General features: G+C 61.3%; 12 protein-coding genes. 2 read left to right on the top strand and 10 right to left on the bottom strand.

What is annotated here, in order from left to right; genetic code table 11:
- Nucleotides 1–113: 113 nt before the first annotated feature.
- The 10 genes from hdfR to BN1137_RS10115 all read right to left on the bottom strand — a co-directional run bounded on the left by hdfR (nt 114) and on the right by BN1137_RS10115 (nt 13,381).
- Nucleotides 114–989, bottom strand: a complete 876-nt coding sequence (gene hdfR / locus BN1137_RS10160) for an HTH-type transcriptional regulator HdfR (protein ID WP_050718486.1) — start codon at nt 987–989, stop codon at nt 114–116.
- A complete protein-coding gene (locus tag BN1137_RS10155) occupies nt 989–1,357 on the bottom strand; it encodes a MaoP family protein (protein ID WP_050718661.1) in 369 nt (122 codons plus the stop codon). Before BN1137_RS10155 ends, hdfR begins: the two co-directional genes overlap by 1 nt.
- 293 nt (nt 1,358–1,650) lie before the next feature.
- Nucleotides 1,651–2,133: a serine protease inhibitor ecotin gene (gene eco, locus BN1137_RS10150; protein WP_050718485.1), complete on the bottom strand. Its 483-nt coding sequence runs from the start codon at nt 2,131–2,133 to the stop codon at nt 1,651–1,653.
- Between the two features lie 198 nt (nt 2,134–2,331).
- On the bottom strand, nt 2,332–2,889 hold the full coding sequence (locus BN1137_RS10145) for an Lcl C-terminal domain-containing protein (RefSeq protein WP_050718484.1): 558 nt from the start codon (nt 2,887–2,889) through the stop codon (nt 2,332–2,334).
- Nucleotides 2,886–4,244 (bottom strand): Lcl C-terminal domain-containing protein, encoded by a 1,359-nt coding sequence (locus tag BN1137_RS10140; protein WP_083443417.1) that lies wholly within the window; start codon nt 4,242–4,244, stop codon nt 2,886–2,888. The genes BN1137_RS10145 and BN1137_RS10140 overlap by 4 nt, the downstream gene beginning before the upstream one ends.
- A gap of 79 nt (nt 4,245–4,323) precedes the next feature.
- A complete protein-coding gene (locus BN1137_RS10135) occupies nt 4,324–6,738 on the bottom strand; it encodes a proprotein convertase P-domain-containing protein (protein ID WP_050718482.1) in 2,415 nt (804 codons plus the stop codon).
- A 35-nt stretch (nt 6,739–6,773) separates the two neighbouring features.
- Nucleotides 6,774–8,813, bottom strand: coding sequence for a prolyl oligopeptidase family serine peptidase (locus BN1137_RS10130; protein ID WP_050718481.1), 2,040 nt, complete (start codon nt 8,811–8,813; stop codon nt 6,774–6,776).
- Entirely contained in the window at nt 8,813–10,978 is a 2,166-nt protein-coding gene (locus BN1137_RS10125) for a TonB-dependent hemoglobin/transferrin/lactoferrin family receptor (protein ID WP_050718480.1), read from the bottom strand. Before BN1137_RS10125 ends, BN1137_RS10130 begins: the two co-directional genes overlap by 1 nt.
- 283 nt (nt 10,979–11,261) lie before the next feature.
- A complete protein-coding gene (locus BN1137_RS10120) occupies nt 11,262–13,109 on the bottom strand; it encodes a DUF3413 domain-containing protein (RefSeq protein ID WP_050718479.1) in 1,848 nt (615 codons plus the stop codon).
- Between the two features lie 44 nt (nt 13,110–13,153).
- The gene (locus BN1137_RS10115; RefSeq protein ID WP_050718478.1) at nt 13,154–13,381 is read right to left on the bottom strand and encodes a YejL family protein; all 228 of its coding nucleotides are present in this window, start codon (nt 13,379–13,381) and stop codon (nt 13,154–13,156) included.
- Between the two features lie 73 nt (nt 13,382–13,454).
- Here BN1137_RS10115 and yejK point away from each other — a divergent pair, with 73 nt between their 5' ends.
- The gene (gene yejK, locus BN1137_RS10110; protein ID WP_050718477.1) at nt 13,455–14,504 is read left to right on the top strand and encodes a nucleoid-associated protein YejK; all 1,050 of its coding nucleotides are present in this window, start codon (nt 13,455–13,457) and stop codon (nt 14,502–14,504) included.
- A 394-nt stretch (nt 14,505–14,898) separates the two neighbouring features.
- Nucleotides 14,899–16,080, top strand: a complete 1,182-nt coding sequence (gene malE / locus BN1137_RS10105; protein WP_050718476.1) for a maltose/maltodextrin ABC transporter substrate-binding protein MalE — start codon at nt 14,899–14,901, stop codon at nt 16,078–16,080.
- Nucleotide 16,081 lies beyond the last annotated feature (1 nt).

Here is a 16,081-nt window from a genome sequence, read left to right as displayed (position 1 = left end):
GATATATGCGTATTGGTAACGAGATGCGATAGTAAAATCGCGCCAAGGCAGCGTTTTATTCCATCAACATGGCGCAGAATATCCCGATAATGGGGATGTCGACTTGCCTAATGTCACTCAGCGGACGGCAACCGCAGATCCGCATCATGCCAGCCGAGGGGCAAGGTCAGCAGCTGATCGATAAGCTCCCGGCGATCGGATTTCTCCAGATAGGCGAGGTAGAGCGGGCGGCTCAGGGCCTGGCCTCCTTCTACCAGATGCAGTTTGCCCTGCTCAAGATAGGGGCTCAGCATCCGCCTGGGCAGATAGGCGGCGCCGCCGTTGGCCAGTACGAACTGCAGCGCCATGTTGGCGGAGCTCGAATGCAGCACCGGGGTCTTCTGCAGGCTCTGCAAGCGGCTGGATGGCGGCTCGAAGCTGGTGCCCCAGTCGAGGTGAATATGAGGCATCTGCATCAGGCTGTCGGCGTTGGCCGCCGGATCCCGGCTCACCAATTCGAACACCAGCTCGCCGATGGGGTGCAGGGCAATCTCGTCGATCTTGGTCGGCTCCGAGAGCAGGGCCAAGTCGAGGGAGCGCTCAAGCAACTGGCGACACAGGTGCTCGCGCGAGGCGGTTTCGAGCCGCACCGCGAGGCCGGGGGCCAGCGCATAGACGTGATTGAGCCAGTCGTTGAAATCGAGTTCCCAGAACACCGCGGGGGCGCCGATGGCGAGTTGCTGACTGAAACCGGGGGAGAGGGCCACGTCCTGTTTGGCGCGGCCCAGGGTGTGCAAGATGGCGTCGGCGTAGGGCAACAGCCGCTCACCGGAGGCGGTCAGGCGGATGTTGTTGCGATGACGGGCAAACAGACTGACACCGAGTTGTTGCTCGAGCTGGCGGATCCGGAAACTCACCGCCGACTGGGTCAGGTAGAGATTCTCCGCCGCTCGGCCAAAGTGCCGGGTTTTGCTGACCTCAATAAAGGTCCGCAGCAGTTCGGTATCCATTAATCCAGCGACTCGTCGCTGCCACCACCGCCGCCGCCACTGCCGCCTTCAAAACCACCACCTAGGTCTTCGTTGGCGCCACCGGCGACCGTGCACAGGCGATGCACCCGCTTTGGACCAATCACCTTCAGGTATTTGAACCACACCTTGGCGTGGGGATTGCTGCCCGCGGCGCCGGATTTGACCTGCTCGATAAAGGCGCTCTCGACCTCATCACGGGGGGCCAGGTTGCCCTGATAGAGCGCCAGCATGACGGTGCCGTACTTTTCCAGACTGTCCGCTTCGGCGACGGTGAATTCGCCACTGCGACGCAGGCCACGGGGGAAATGTTTGAAGTCATTGAAACGCTTGTCTGATTCGAAGCTCATAGTGCTCTTGTTCTGGTTAGTTTGACCTTTGCGGGCAAGTATCATCAGGCCGTCGCAGAGTGCAAAATCAATTTTCTTTCTATGTTAATAAATATATTTCATCGAAAGGGGTTTGGCTCAGCCCAAGCTTGGTTTTTGCGGTAGGTAGCACAAAAAAGCCTGAAAAATAGTGGAGTTATGTCAGCTTCTGTAAAGGTAGCGTCGTTATTTGACAGATAAAAACCTAAAAATAAAGCGCCATATGGCGCTTTATTTGGGTGTTTCTGAACCGGTGTCACCGGAACCTTGGCAACTTACTCGATCATGGCCGGCTGAGCCAGGTTGTCGGCACGCCACAGACGGTAGCGCACTTCATACTCCTGCGGCACATAGATGACGAATGGCAGCTTGGAGTTGTAGTTCACGAAGAAGCCCTGACCGTAGATCTGGATGAAGGTCTCTTTCTTCTGGCTATCCGGGCAGGCCATCAGGGTGCTGATGGGACCGGAGACTTGACCCAGGGTCAGGTAGTTGTAGCCCCAGCCCTTGACACTGTGCTGTTCCAGGTTGCCGGCAAAGCGCGGCAGATTGCAGTCGACCAGCATCTTCTTGCCCACTTGCAGCTCGACCATCATGTCGGCTTCGTTCTCGACTTCCGGCAGGCGGATCACGACACGTTCCTGATTGACTTCGGCGGCAGGGAACATGCTGATATCAAATTTTTTCGGCTCGGCGGCGAAGGCATGGCCACCCAACAATAAGGCGCCCAGCAGGCTAAAACGCAATACGGTTTTCATCTGTACCTCATGGGGTTGGTTCAACGCCGCTAGACTAACCGCTCTGCGGGTTTCATGCCAGCGCTCCGGCGCGCAAAACCGCTCTGAGCGGGCACACAATGACGTAATTTGATGCTTTTTTGACGCAATGCCTCACAAATGAGCGCATTCATCGCCAATCGCGTTGAGGCCGGACCCGCAAGATCCGGCCCCAATCCTTTAGCGCACCAGCAATACCTGCTTGGCCCAGGCGCTGGGGGCACGCAGGCCGACCGAGCCGCTGGTGATGTCGAGATAGGCCACCGTTTTGCCCGCCGGGAAGGGGGTGGAGGACCAGACATAGACGTAGCCGTCGTTCACCTCTTTCCCGTCGCCAGCCATGGCGCGGGGGAAGATGGTCTCGTTCAATGCCGGCTTGTAGCAGGCGGATTCCAGGATGCTGGTCAGCTCCTTGATGGTGGGCAGGCGCCAGTCGGTGTGACCGCCGAAACCATGGAGGGCATGATTGGATTCGGTGCGGATCCGCTCGGCGGTCAGCAGTGCCTGCTGCCAATAGAGGCGGGTGGGCTCGCCACGGCAGCTGTCATTTTGCCAGGTTTGCCCCAGCTGGCAGCGCATCCAGGTGAGGCCGGATGCCCGGTCCGTCACAGTGCCGTTGCCGTGATCGAGGAAACGGGAGCTGGGGCTGGTTCTGGGCATGTTGTCATCGCAGATGGCGATGGCCAGTGCCAGCGGGCTGCACAGACAAAGCAGCAGGGTCAGGAGAAACTTGTTCATCGGGTTACCTCGGCCACCAGGCGCAGTTGCAGGGCATTGGTGTCATCAGGGGTTTGTACGGGAGTCGGGTAATCGGTGCCGGCATCGTCACCCCAGAAGAGCGGGGCTATGACGCTGAGCGGCGCGCTTTCGAGACGACGGGACGGGGTCAGGGTTTGACTCCAGTAATAACCATCGAAACCGTTGAACCCGGTGCCCAGATCGGGGAAATAGCGCACATCCAGAGTCGCTATCTGGCCACCCTGCTGACTGAGGGAGCCAAAATGCTGCAGGCTCATCAGCTCCTGGGCATGGGGCAGGCGCCAGTTCTGGATGCCGCACAGTTGCTGGCTATTGAGCCACTGACGGTATTGCTCCGTGGTGCAGATGGCCTCGCCGTTCGGACAGGCGTAGTCCCGCTCTTCCTGCAAGGGGTGGTAGTTGCCAAACTCCCAGGCGAAGGCCCGGTGCAGATCCCGCGGGCTGTCCGGGTCATCCAGCTTCTTCTCCCATACCAGACCCGTGTTGAGATCTTCCACGCAATCCCACTGAGTGGCGCCGTCCGGCAGGGGCTGCCCCTGGTTGTCGAGCTTGCGATAACGCAGGGGAGACTGCTTGAGGCTGGCATCCTGACCCGGGTGATCGGCAGGCTCCTGGGTCAGCAGATAGTCCACCCCGTCGCTGTAGGTGGTGACGCCACTGGCGGTGATCAGAGCCCTTGGCTGCTGTTGCTTCAGCACGGCGGCGAGACGGGATTGCAGGCTCAGCAGCTCGGGGCTGTTGGCAAAATGCTGGCCGAGCTCGGGCAACAGAGTGACCAGACCCTGCCAGATCTGGCGCTGACGCTCATTGGCCGCAATCCCCGGCAGGGTGCCGGCATCGTTGAGGGCGGCCAGCGCCAGCTCGGCGAGGGCCTGGTTGAAGGCGGTCAGCTGAGTGAGGGCGGCAAGATCCTGTCCCGGCTGCAGCGGCGCCAGATCGGCCAACACCTTGGCCAGCGCCTGAGCCGGCGGTATCCCCTCACCGATGCGGGTCTGCAGCAGGGTGCTCAGCGGGGTGGGGGTGAGGTGCTGTCCATCCAGGCGTGCCGCTGGGTGGGTCAGGGTCAGGGCCGCCAGATCCGATGGGATGAACAGCAAGGGGCTGGTCAGCAGGGCGGGAGAGGTGCCGCTCAGCTGGCGGGCACCGGCGGCGCCACTGACCTCGGGCTCACCGGCGTCGCAGCTGTCATTCTGGTTGAGGTTGACGCACAGGGTGCCGGCCTGGGGCAGGTTGACCGTCAGGCGATAATCTGGCGCGGCAAGGGGCGCCTCGTCCGTGCTGCCACCGCCACAGGCGGTGAGCAGGGGGGCCAGCAAGCAGGCCAGCGGGGTCATTCTCATCTTCATTTATTGTCCTTGGAGGGGCCCTGAGCCCCTCGCTGTTTTTTAGCCATTAATAGTGTCGAGGGGCGTCTTAGCCGCGACGAGTGACGCGGCGCCAGAGGGCCAGCGGCAACAGCCAGAGCAGGTTGAGGGCGCCGCCCCCGCTGCTGTCCGCGGTGTCGAAGTGGATGATGCCGTCATCCGGCAGCGCAATGGACTCGCCGCACTGGGCGCCGATGCGCTGGCTGATGCTCCAACCATTGAGGCGACCCTGCTTGCCGGGGGCGTTGTCGACGATCTCCAGGGTCCACTGACCGGCTAGCGGCTCACCGATGAGTTGGCTCAGGGGCTGCACGGATTGCAGCTCGGACGGGAAGACCCCTTTGAGCCGTGGCAGCGGGCTGTAGCCCTTATCCCAGATCTGGACCCGGGTGCCGGAGGGGGAGTTGAGCCAGATCTCCAGCTCGTCCAGCGCCTCATGTTGCAAGTCCAGGTTCAGTTGCAGCTCGCCGCTCACCCGGGCGTCGTTCTTCGCCAGCACCAGGCTGGTTTGACTCAGCCCCTTCACTTCGGTGCTCTGGGCATCCTTCAGGGTCAGGGCCTGGCCGCTTGCTCGGGCAACCACTGGGGTGCCGATGGGTAGGCTCAGTGACTGCTGCCACTGCCGCTCGCTCGGGCTGGCGCCGGTCAGTGTCAGGCCGACGGGCAGCTCGGCCACGTCGCCACAGGCGAGGGGACTCTGGGCCAGCAGTCGCAGGGTGGTGCTCATGCTGGCGCCGGCCGCCAGGGTGCTAGCCTGCCACTGATAGGGGTCGACTTGCAGCCCGCTTGGCAGGGTCAGGGCCAGGTTGTGCAGGGTTACCGCCGTGTTGCCCGGGTTGCTCAGGGTGAGCACCACGGACTGGCGCTGGCCCAGTTCGATGGCGCTGCCATCGGCCAGGGCCAGATTGACCGGCGCCTGCAGCAGGCCGTGCTGGCGGAAGGCCTGCTCCAGATGGCGGCCATAGTGGCGCGCCGGGTAGAGCCGCTCGGCGGTTTCCACCGTGAGGCGGGCCAGCTGCGGCATCTTGATGGCCGGGCCCAGGCCGAAGTGGGACTCGATGATCAGACGATCAAACTCGTCCCTAGCCACCTCGCCGTACTCGGCGACCGAGGCCAGCAGGGCCTGGAACAGAGGCGTACCCCACAGCTGATCGCCGTTGCTGCCGTTGACGGTTCTGTGGGCCGGGTAGTTGTAGTCCGGGTGGTAGCGGGCGCGCATGTCATCCAGCTGACGCGGTGCGCGGTCGGTGAAGCGGGCATCCCAGTTGAACACCAGCGCCGGTTCGAAGTTGCGACCCGCTTCGCTGCGCTGGCGATGGCTGGCGGCCAGATAGTCGCTGAAACCCTCGCCGATGGCGCCCCAGTCCGCCTCGTCACCGAGATCCGGCACTATGTGGTGCTGCACCGCGTGGCCGAACTCGTGCCAGATGACCATGGGATCCTCGGCATCGGGGACGCCGCTGCGCCCCAGCTCCAACCTGCGCTCGAACGGATCATAAAGAGAGTTGTCCTGATAGCCCGCATCGGTGTCGATGTCGAGGGCGCCGGGGATCAGGGTGGCAAAGCCGAGCGCCTTGAGGTGCCGCTGGGCCAAGTCCAGGTGGTAGTAGGCATTGATGTCGGCAAAGCCGGCATCGTCCCGGGTCAGGCGAAAAGCCTGCTGATCGTCGGCGCTGTAGGGGGCGGTGTTGGGCTCCATGGCATCCACCACCCGGGCGTTGGGGCCGCTCAGCACATAGTCGCTGCCCTGCAGGCTGACCGGCAGGACCACCTTGTCCTGATAGGCCGCATCGGCCAGCACCAGAGACTCGTGCCAGACCAGGCTGGCATCTTGCAACTGGGTGCGGGGATCCGGGTCAAACACCCGCGCCTGGACGGTGACGTCCCCCACATCCGGGATGAAGGGCGCTGCCGTTGTGGCCGAGTCCATCCAGCGGCCGAGCTCCTGGCTGCCATCACAACTGGCGAACAGCTGCTGATAGGCTGCCTTGGCGTTGCCATCCTTGTGCTCGCGAACCCGCTGGCGCAGGGCCGGCACCAGGGTTTCTCCGTCGCGCCAGTACCAGGCCTCGACCGGGCCGAGGGGATCGATTTGGGCGCCCGCATCCCGCAGGCTGGTGAGCAGGGGATCCAGGCTGGTGCTGGTATCGCAACCGGGCGTCGTGCTCTGTAGCGGGCGCAGGTTGTGATAGAGGCGCCAGGGCTTGCCGGCGTTATCGAGGCTGACGGCAGCCTGGGTGGTGGCCACCGGCAGGCCGTTCACCAACTGGTGGAAGCTGTAATGGTGGCCGAGCAGGCTGGCCTTGTCGTAGTCGGGGACGAGCGTCACGCCGAGGCGACTCTCGAGCCAGGCTTGCGGCGTGGTAGAGAGCGGCGCCTCATCGACATAGATGAGCTCGGCCGCGACCAGGGGCTGGGCCAGCAGGGTCGCCGCCAGCCAGAGGGCCAGGGAAGAGGGTTTCATAGGTGACTCCAAAGCAGAAAAAGTGAGGCGTGGCATCAGTGGCTGACTCCGGCCAGGGTGAGCAGGAAGGCATACTCCTGCGCCGCGCGCAGCTCGGCCGTGCGAGGGATTGCCAGATGGCCACCATCGAGTTCGGTTCTCAGCAAATAAGGGCCTTGCCCCGTGCTGTGGGCGCGCAGGCGAGCGAGCCACTTGAGGGGCTCCCAGTAGGGGACCTGACTGTCATTGAGCCCAGCCGTTACATAAAGTGGTGGGTAATTGGCTGAATGTAGGTTGTCATAGGGGCTTAATCGGCGCATGGCAGCGTAATCTGCTGTCACAGCGGGATTGCCCCACTCCGCATACTCCTGTCGGGTGAGCGGCAGCTCGGGGTCGTTCATGGTGCCGAGCAGGTCGACGAAGGGCACCTGCAATACGGCGCCGGCGAAGCGGCTCGGTGCCTGGTTGAGGGCCGCTGCCACCAGCAGACCACCGGCGCTGCCCCCCATGGCGAACAGCCGGGCCGGGTCTATGGCAGGATCCAGTGCCAGGCTGCTTGCCACCGCCAGGAAGTCATCCACGCTGTGCTGCTTCTGCTGGCCGCGGCCATCTTTGTACCAAGACTCCCCGAGCAGGCCGCCGCCACGCACGTGGGCGATGGCGTAGACGAAGCCGCGATCCAGCAGGCTCAGCACCTGGGGCTGATAGTAGGGGCGCATGGGAGTGCCGTAGGCGCCATAGCCGTAGAGCAGCAGCGCCTTGGGGGCGGCGATGTCCTTGCGCCACACCAGGGAGACAGGCACCTTGACCCCGTCCTTGCCCACTACCCAGCGTCGCTCGCTCTGATAGAGGGAGGTCTCGGCCGGTTTGTCAGCGGCCTGCCATTGACCGGAGGCCAAGTCTAGCCAGCGCTGGTGCGGAGCCTCGGCCATGCCCTGGCGGCGAATGAGCACCTTGGCACTCTCTGGATCCTGGCTGCCCTGGATCCAGGCCGTGCCAGCCCCTTCGGTCAGCGGCAGGCTGTGGGTCAGCTTGCCGTCGGCGCCGAGCACGTCGAGCCAATCGTCCCCGTCCTTGCGGTATTGCAGCACTGTGTGATCCCGAAACAGGCGCCACTTTTCGAGGCTGCGATCCTGTCCGGACCAGAGCAGTTGCCAGGGCTGGCTGGCTACCTCGGCCAGGCTGGTCGCCTGATAGAGGCCAAGCTCCCCATCCCGGTTGCTTTTGATCAGCACCCGCTCGCCCTGGGTATCCAGGTAGTACTCGAGCCCGGCTTGGCGTGCCTTGACGAGGGCCGCCTTGCCATCGTCCAGCAGGTATTGCTCGGAGCCGTTGTGGTTGTTGCTCTGCAGGATCAGATGACGCTTGTCCGTGGTGCGATAGAGGCTGAGCAGCCAGGCGGGATCGCGCTCCTGATGCACTAGGGCTTCTTTACCGTCTTGCCAGGCCCACAACTGCCAGGGGCGCAGGGTGTTGCGCTCGTTGGCGATGGTGTAGAGGGTCTTGCCGTCCAGGCTCCAGAGCAGATCGCTGGCCCTGTGGGGCAGGGTGGCGAGGGTCTCGCCGCTCGCCAGATCCAGCAGGCTGATGCGGTAGTCTCTATCGCCACGAGTCTCTTCGGCCAGAGCCAGCCAGCGCCCGTTCGGGTGCAGGGACCAGGCGGCGAGCTCGTAGTAACCCTCGGCGGGTTGGCGCGGCGCCAGCCGCTGGCGGGCCTCGGCCTGCTCATCGCTGCGTTGCCACAGACTGCCATCGGTGCTCATGCGCCACTGGCTGCCGGCCTCACTTAGCCATTCGACGGGCATGGGCTCGCCCCGCTCCCTGGCCTGCCATTCGGCTTGCAAGGTTTTCTCGAGCGGTTTTTGGCCGGCGAGTTGCTGCTCGGTCCAGCGGTTCTGCTCACGCAGCAGGGTCAGCAGCTCGGGGGAGCTGCGGCTGTCATCGCGCCAGCCGCCGTAGGGATCGACCCGGGCTATCTCGCCCTTCATCAGCAAGGGGCGCTCGGGGATAAGGGGCGCCGCCGTTTGGACTGTCTCATGGACAGAGGCGGGCGCCGGGGTGGCCAGCAGGCTGGCCAGGATCAGCATTGTCTGCATCAGATCCCCACGAAGGTGTAGCGCAGGCTGGCACTCAGGGTGCGACCGCTCTGGGTGAAGAGGGAGGCATCGGTACCGGCTTCCAGCCCGGCCACATCCTGATAGCGGGTGTAGCGGGTGTCGAACAGGTTATCGAGCTTGACGTTGACCTTGAGGGCATCGGTGACCAGCCAGTCGGCGGTCACCGCCATGCTGAACCATCCGGCGCTCTTGAGGCACTCGTCCTGGCTGCTGGTCAGGCTGTTGCCACAGGTGGGCACCCTGTCCATGGCGGCGGCGTAATCGGCCTGCAGCCCCAGGCTCCAGTCGTTGGCCTGGTAGCTCAGGCGGGTGTTGCCCTCGAGCGGCGTGAGGGTGCGCAGGGCCTCGCCCTGACTGTCTTCCCCGTCGACCCAACCGAGCTTGGTGGCGAGCTCCCACTCCGAGGTGAGCCAGTAGCTGGCGGCCACTTCGGCGCCCCAGGTCTCAGCCTTGGCCACGTTGCGGTACTGGCGCAGGATGACGCCGTCTCGCAGGCGCAGGCCCACCTCGCGCCAGTCGATGAAGTTGTAGTAGCGGTTGTAGAACAGGGCCGGCTTGATGCTCCAGTTCTGCCCCTCACCACTCACCCCCCACTCGAAGCTGTGGCTAGTCTCTTCCTGCAGCTCGGTATTGGCGATGATCTCGAACGGCGGCAGGGCGAAGTAGTGGGGGATGTTGCCGTACACCTTGTCATAGGAGGGGGCGCGGAAGCCGTTGGCGTAGCTCAGCCAGCTGCGCCACTCCTCGTTGAAGCGGTAGCTGGTGGCCAGGCTCGGGGAGATGTGCCAGCTGTGGTTCTCGCCGTTGCTGCCATCGAGCGGCTTGAGCCACTGGTGATCCATGCGCAGGGTGGGGGTGAACTGCCACTGGCCCAGGGTCGCCACGTCGCTGAGCCAAACCCCGGCTCTGTCGGTGCGAGCACGGCTGAAGGGGGAGGATTGCTGGGGCTGGGGCACGCCGGCCTCCAGGCTCAGCTTGTCCACCGGCCGTTCGTGGTTGGTGCGCTCCAGCTCCATGCCGTAGCTCAGTTTGTGGCCGACGTCGCCGGTGGCCAGATCCCGGCGCACATCCAGCTCGGTACCGAGCCTGTCTTCGGTGAAGGTGGAGAGCTCCCGCTCGCTGCGATAGCGGGGATAGCCGCTCAGCAGATCGTTTTGCAGCAGGCTGCGCTTGTTGGCGGTGTTCTTGGAGTGATTGCCATAGGCACTCCAGGTGAAGCTGTCGGCCAGCAGGCTGCCGAGATCGCTCGCCTCCCAGCTGAGCTTGCCGCCCTGGGTCTTCTGGGACGCGTCTTCCTGATACTGGCGTACCTGCCACTTGCCGTCGGGCTGTGGCACTTCGCGCGGACCCTGATCCCGCTGGGCGTTGTCTTCGAAGTAGTCGAGCTCGAGGCGCAGCAGGTGGTGCTCGTTGAGGTCAAAGCGGGAGCTGGTGGAGGCGCTCAGGCCATCCAGATCCGCCGGGATGCGGCTCTCGTCATAGTTGGCAGTTTCGTGCCCTTGCCAGCCGGAGACGCGCAGCAGGTGCTCGGTATCCCATACCCGGGCGGCGCCGGTGGCGCTCAGTTTCTGCTTGTCGCTGCTGCCGTCCTGAAGCACCTTGCTGCTCAGATAGGCGTCCTGACCCTGCAGGTAGTCTTCCGGCTGCTTGGTGCTGATGACGATGGTGCCGCCGATGGCGTCCGAGCCATGGAGGGAGGAGCCAGCGCCCTTGGCAACTTCAATCTGTTTTACGTCGTCCAGATCGAAGCTGAAGCGGCCCACCTTGTCATTGAGGTCATCGGCGCCAAAGCCATCGCTGACCCGCACCCCGTCCTTGATGATCAGTACCCGGTTACCGCCCATGCCGCGAATGATGATGTTCTGGGGCCGGCCGGCGGAGCCGGTGACCGAGACGCCGGGCTCGTTCTTGAACACGTCGGTGAGTTCGGTGGCGACCTGGCGATCCAGGTCTTCTTCGGTGATGACGGTGATGGAGCCCGATACGTCGGATAACTTCTGCTCTATACGCTGGCCCTTGACCACTATGGTCTCGCGCGCCTTGAGCTCGGGGTTCATCTCTGTTGAGTCGATCCTGGCAGGATCACTGGCGGCCAGAGCTGTACCGGACAGCAGCATGGGCCAGTAGTGCAGTAGTTTTTTCATTGTTGATAATGATTGTTATTTAAGCCTGAAGGGCGCGGATTATTGCAGATGAATCTTTTCGCAGCAACAATTGATAATCATTATCATTTTGTTTTTATGATCTTGATCAGACTGACTTTTTTGACTGATAAGTCATTAGAGGTCGGCATACGTTTGCAGTGTAATTTGTCAGTAGAGAGCTGGATGGGGCCGACTAGTCGGGGGGAGATGAGGGAGTAAAGTAGGTATTTCTGGCAATAAAAAGCCCGCCATGGGGCGGGCTGATTGGACTCGGTAGCGCCTGTTACGGCGCCCGGTAGAAGCGGTTCAACTCGTTCATCACCTGGATCATGGCACCCATGTCCGGGGTGCCGTGCTTGATGGGACTATAGGTCGCGCGATCCAGCAGCTCGAAGTCACCCTGCTTGTTGAAGTGGGTGATGGTGCTGTCTTGATAGATGGCGAAATCGTTCTGATCCCCCGCCAACAACCAGTTGCGCGGCGTGGTGTCAAACAGGCTGCGACCAATGCTGTAATCCCGTGGCGGGTTGCGCACCCCCAGCATGCCCTTCATCAGGGTTGGCACCAGATCCAGGTGACTGCTGGCCTGGGTCTGTGGCTTGCTCTCGGCACCCGGCCAGGCCAGTACCAGTGGTACCTGCACCTGATAGGGGGAGTAGTTGCTGCCATAGCCCCAACTGTTGCTCTGAGTCTCGTTGAACTCCTGGCCGTGGTTGGAGGTGATGACAACTATGGTCTGCTCGCTCAGGCCCTGCTGCTGCAACCGCTCCAGCATCTGCTCCAGCAACTGATCGGTGTAGAACACCGCGTTCTTGTAGCGGTTCTCGAGCTTTTGCAGGTTCTCGGGCCGATAGGCGGTGGCCGGGTTGAACTTGGTCAGCTCGGGTTGGAAGGGCCCTTGCACACCCTCGGGCAACTCGTAATCTCCCGGGCTCGACAGATAGACCAGGGAGAACCAGGGGCGATCGTCGGTGCGCTTGCCGAGCCACCGTTGCCAGTCGTTGATGAGGCGGGAGTCATCGGTCTGCTGGGAGACAAACACCTGCTTGCGCAGGCCGGCGAGCAGGCTCTGCTGGTATTGCTGGGCATCTTCCAGCGCACCGAACAGGCCGAACTGATAGTCCTGGCGCAGCATCTCGTCGAACAGTACCGGTGGGCGCTTGTCGGTGCGGATGTCGTCATAGTAGTGGCCCGGCAGCCCGTAGAAGAGGCTGAACATCCCCATCACATCGTCATTGCCGCCGCTCATGTGCTGGCGGAAATTGAGATGGCCGTCCGCGTAACGCTGCAGATTGGGCATGTTGATGTTATTGAGCATGTCGGCGCGCAGGGAGTCGACCACCACCACCAGCAGGTTCTTGTGCTCGGCGGGGGCGCTCACGCTGAGCGGACGCAACGGATAGAGCAGGCGATGTTCACTGCTGCCCTGATCTTCGGCCTTCTTCTCATACTGCTCGAGATCCAGCCAGCCATGCTTGGCCAGGAAGCTTCTGGCGGTCATGGGGTAGGAGAGCGGGAAGTTGGCGCGCTGCATGGTGATGGGTTGATACAGGGTCGCATCGGCCCAGCTGTTGACCAGGTGGGTCAACATGAAGCAGACCAGCAGGGCCAGCCCGACCTGATTGCCATACTGGCGGCGCTTGCGCTTATTGATCTTGCGCCACACATAGGCCGACAGCAGCAGCTCCAGCAGGAAGATGGTCGGCACCGCCACGAAGATGATGCTCCAGATTGAGCCCTCCTCGGTCTGGGCCTGATCCAGCAGCAGCTGCCATACCTGACCGTTCAGGTGGAACTTGAACAGCTGGAAAACCTGGGTGTCGATCAGCAGCAGCACCAGCGCCAGGGTGGCGATGATGGCCGAGATGAAGCGCAGCAGCCGTTCTTTGGGCAGCACGAAGCTGAGCGGGAAGACGGTGAGCAGGTAGGTGACGAAACTCAGGAACGCGAAATGACCTATCCAGCTGATGATGAGATAGGTCACGCCGAGCGTCGTCGACGGCCAGCTGATGGACCCCAGGTAACGGGTGGCAATCAGCATGGCCAGAATGATATTGAAGAAGGAGAACCAATGCCCCCAGGTGATCAGGCGAGAAACATTATCACGGTAGGGGTTGCCGGTTTCGACCATAGTGATCCATCTGCGTATAGAGAAACGTCAAAAAAGTCGGCGACTCAATGTGCGTCGTGGCGATTGTCGACCGAAGAAGTCAGAGCCTGGATAAATTTGTCAGCAATGGCCTGACGCTGTGCCGGCGCCATGTTGTTGATGATGTTGGTGCTCAGATTGCCCAGCACCATCAGGCTGAGGTCGACTGGCGCTTTGTGCTTCTCCAGTACGGTGATCAGGTCATTCATCAGGTCATCAAATTGCTGGTTTGTGTACTTTGATACGATGGGCATAATCTTCAGTTCATCTCGGTTCAAAGCGCCTTATAATACTTCACCCTTTCGGCTAACACTATGGCTTTGTGACATGAGTCTCGATATCGACAAGATCATTCTTCACTCCCTGCGGCCTGGCCACGATGGTCAACCCCACGCCGATACCCGCAGCCAGACCCTGCCCGCAGACGAGGCGGTGCAAGGGTTGATGGCGGAGCTGCATCGCATTTATAACGGCAAGGGCGGCAAGGGCTTCGGTTTCTTCGCCGACCCTGAGGCGGCCGTGGCCGAGCTGGCTGATGGCGAGGAAGCCCCCAAACAGCCGTCTCCTGCGTTTCGTATCGCCCTCGAGCAACTGCTCGGCGAGCAGACCGAATTTGTTCCCTTCTCGGTGGCCATGACCCAGTTGCTGGTGAAGAATCTGGTGGAACACGCCCTGGATGAGCAAGGGGTATTGCTGTTTGCCAAATACAACTTCGTCGGCGTCGATTATTTGCTGATTGCCTTGCTAGAAGGCAAGGAGAGCGTCACCGTCAGCGAGACCCTGGACTTGCGTCACATCCATTATCTGGATATCGGCAAGCTCAATCTGGTGGCCCGCATCGATTTGACTGAATGGAAGACCCAGCCAGAATCCCGCCGTTATATCACCTTCAGCAAGGGGCGAGTGGGTCGCAAGCTGGGGGATTTCTTCATGGATTATCTGGGCGCCCGTGAGGGCATGGATGCCAAGATCCAGAATAAAGGCCTGCTGCAGGCGGTGGACGATTATTGCGACAGCCGCCAGCTCGAACCCGCCGAGCGCAACGACTACAAGAAGCAGGTGTTCAAATACTGCAGCGAGCAGGCCAGTGCCGGTGAAGAGATTGAAATAAAAGAGCTCTCCGCGGAATTGCCAGGAGAGGGCGATCTCGACTTCTACAGCTTCATCGGCCAGGAATATGAGCTGGAAGAGCGCTTCCCGCCAGACAGATCGACCCTGCGTGGCCTGACCAAGTTCGTCGGCTCCGGCGGCGGCCTGACCCTGAGTTTCGAGCAGAAGTTATTGAACAGCCGCGTGTTTTACGATCCGCAGACCGATACCCTGACCATTCGCGGCGTACCGCCCAACCTCAAGGATCAGCTGCTGCGCCAGTCATAATGTGATCCACGCTTCATTTCTCGTAAAAAGACACCACAGCCCGCTGTGGTGTCTTTTTATTTAAGGGGGTGGCGCGCTTCGAAACCGACTCGGTACTTTGTTAACACATTAAACAAAATAATGGAGTTGAAAGGGTTTTCATTGGGGTGAAACCCCTTTCATTGATGTAAGTTTATTACCGTTAGGTAATTCAATTTCTCGTTGCCGCCGAAGATCTGCGAATAAACCCCCTTTATTCACGGAAATAAGAAAATGTTTTCAGAACTTTCTGGAAGAAAATACGTAATTGCATTTCAAAAATGCGATGCGTGTCATGTGAGGCATTGACCGCTTGAGATAATATTCATCTGCACACAATGCTCTTACAGCGCGGAACTCATACAAGGAAAGGCTCATGAAAAAGAAATTGCTGTCATCCCTGATCGGTCTGGCTACTCTGGGTGTGGCTTGCTCAGCCACTGCTGCAATTGACGAAGGCCAGCTGACTATCTGGATCAACGGTGACAAGGGCTACAACGGCCTGGCCGAAGTAGGCAAGAAATTCGAAGCCGAGACCGGCATCAAGGTCACCGTCGCTCACCCGGATCAGGTTGAAGTGAAATTCCAGCAAGCCGCTGCCACCGGCAACGGCCCGGACATCTTCTTCTGGGCTCACGACCGTTACGGTGAGTGGGTCAAGGCCGGTCTGCTGGTGCCGGTGACGCCGAACGCGGCCACCAAGGCCAAGTTCGAGCAGTTCGCCTGGGATGCCATGACCGTCGATGGCAAGACCTACGGCTACCCGGTGGCTGTTGAAGCCGTCAGCCTGATTTACAACAAGGATCTGTTGCCCAACCCGCCCAAGACCTTCGAAGAGATCGCCAAGATCGACGAAGATCTGAAGAAAAATGGCAAGCGCGCCATCATGTGGGCTTATGACACCCCCTATTTCAGCTACCCGCTGGTGGCTGCCAACGGTGGTTACGCCTTCAAGAAAACCGCGACCGGTTATGACGTGAAAGACACCGGCGTGAACAACGCAGGTGCCAAGGCTGGCGTCGGCTACATCTCCGAGATGATCAAGTCCGGTCACCTGGAGAAGGGCATCGACTACGGCGTCATGGATGCCAAGTTCAACAAGGGTGAAGTGGCCATGATGATCAACGGCCCCTGGGCCTGGAGCAACCTGGACAAGAGCGGCATCAAGTACGGTGTAGCGCCGCTGCCGACCCTGAATGGCAAACCAGCCAAGGCCTTCGTCGGCGTACTGGGTGCGACCATCAACGCCGCCAGCCCGAACAAAGACCTGGCCATCGAGTTCCTGGAAAACTATCTGCTGACCGACGCAGGTCTGGCACCGGTGAACGCCGACAAACCGCTGGGCGCCGTGGCACTGAAGTCCTTCCAGAAGACCCTGGAATCCGACGCCAACATCAAGGCCACCATGCAGAACGCCCAGAATGGCGAGCCGATGCCGTCTGTGCCTGAGATGAGTCGTTTCTGGTCTTCCTTCGAAACTGCCCTCAAGAACGTCACCTCCGGCCGTCAGAGCGTTGACGAAGCCCTGGATACCGCTGCCAAGCGTATCGTTCAGTAAG

Source organism: Aeromonas tecta (genome assembly GCF_000820185.1).
Lineage (GTDB): Bacteria > Pseudomonadota > Gammaproteobacteria > Enterobacterales > Aeromonadaceae > Aeromonas > Aeromonas tecta.
The sequence above is the reverse complement of the archived record's forward strand: the minus strand, read 5'-3'. Positions and strand labels throughout refer to the sequence as shown.

What these genes read in the sequence shown, in the direction of transcription:
- hdfR (WP_050718486.1), bottom strand. Translation starts at nt 989, where the DNA reads ATGGATACCGAACTGCTGCGGACCTTTATTGAGGTCAGCAAAACCCGG.
- BN1137_RS10155 (WP_050718661.1), bottom strand. Translation starts at nt 1,357, where the DNA reads ATGAGCTTCGAATCAGACAAGCGTTTCAATGACTTCAAACATTTCCCC.
- eco (WP_050718485.1), bottom strand. Translation starts at nt 2,133, where the DNA reads ATGAAAACCGTATTGCGTTTTAGCCTGCTGGGCGCCTTATTGTTGGGT.
- BN1137_RS10145 (WP_050718484.1), bottom strand. Translation starts at nt 2,889, where the DNA reads ATGAACAAGTTTCTCCTGACCCTGCTGCTTTGTCTGTGCAGCCCGCTG.
- BN1137_RS10140 (WP_083443417.1), bottom strand. Translation starts at nt 4,244, where the DNA reads ATGACCCCGCTGGCCTGCTTGCTGGCCCCCCTGCTCACCGCCTGTGGC.
- BN1137_RS10135 (WP_050718482.1), bottom strand. Translation starts at nt 6,738, where the DNA reads ATGAAACCCTCTTCCCTGGCCCTCTGGCTGGCGGCGACCCTGCTGGCC.
- BN1137_RS10130 (WP_050718481.1), bottom strand. Translation starts at nt 8,813, where the DNA reads ATGCAGACAATGCTGATCCTGGCCAGCCTGCTGGCCACCCCGGCGCCC.
- BN1137_RS10125 (WP_050718480.1), bottom strand. Translation starts at nt 10,978, where the DNA reads ATGAAAAAACTACTGCACTACTGGCCCATGCTGCTGTCCGGTACAGCT.
- BN1137_RS10120 (WP_050718479.1), bottom strand. Translation starts at nt 13,109, where the DNA reads ATGGTCGAAACCGGCAACCCCTACCGTGATAATGTTTCTCGCCTGATC.
- BN1137_RS10115 (WP_050718478.1), bottom strand. Translation starts at nt 13,381, where the DNA reads ATGCCCATCGTATCAAAGTACACAAACCAGCAATTTGATGACCTGATG.
- yejK (WP_050718477.1), top strand. Translation starts at nt 13,455, where the DNA reads ATGAGTCTCGATATCGACAAGATCATTCTTCACTCCCTGCGGCCTGGC.
- malE (WP_050718476.1), top strand. Translation starts at nt 14,899, where the DNA reads ATGAAAAAGAAATTGCTGTCATCCCTGATCGGTCTGGCTACTCTGGGT.